Source organism: Anaerotignum faecicola (genome assembly GCA_024460105.1).
GTDB lineage: Bacteria > Bacillota > Clostridia > Lachnospirales > Anaerotignaceae > JANFXS01.
In genome coordinates, this window is sequence record JANFXS010000340.1 from 1 (window position 1) to 435 (window position 435).

Here is a 435-nt window from a genome sequence, read left to right on the forward strand (position 1 = left end):
TATCCGTCACCGTCAATATCCCGAAATGATACCATATCCACCGATTCAAAGGTCCAAGGTGAGGAGCCTTCAGGCCACGCCTTCGGAAATTCATATACTATTTCATTATTTTTACTCAAATAGAATATCACATCATCATGAACATGATCCGCTGGCGGCGCATAGGAGATAAAACGGACCTCTCCCCAGTTTTTCCATGTAACGTCGAAGCTCTGTCCGGCAATGATACGGCTATCATCCAGCGTGTTTTCCGTTTCAGCACTCTCCATTTCAGTGCTCTCCATTTCGGCGATTTCCGTCTCTCCGGCGGAAACAGGATTCTTAGACGCAGATACCGTAAAGGATTCCGCAGTCTGCGGCACCTCTGCGGAAGACCGGTCCGTTTTCGCGGCCTCTGCAGTCTGGCCGTGCGAGCAGGCGGACAGCAGTCCCGCG

1 protein-coding gene is annotated in these 435 nt (G+C 51.3%); it reads right to left on the reverse strand.

Annotated elements, in window-relative coordinates; genetic code table 11:
- Nucleotides 1-435, reverse strand: a 435-nt coding sequence (locus NE664_14275) for a hypothetical protein (protein ID MCQ4727801.1), incomplete at both ends; no start/stop codon positions are given.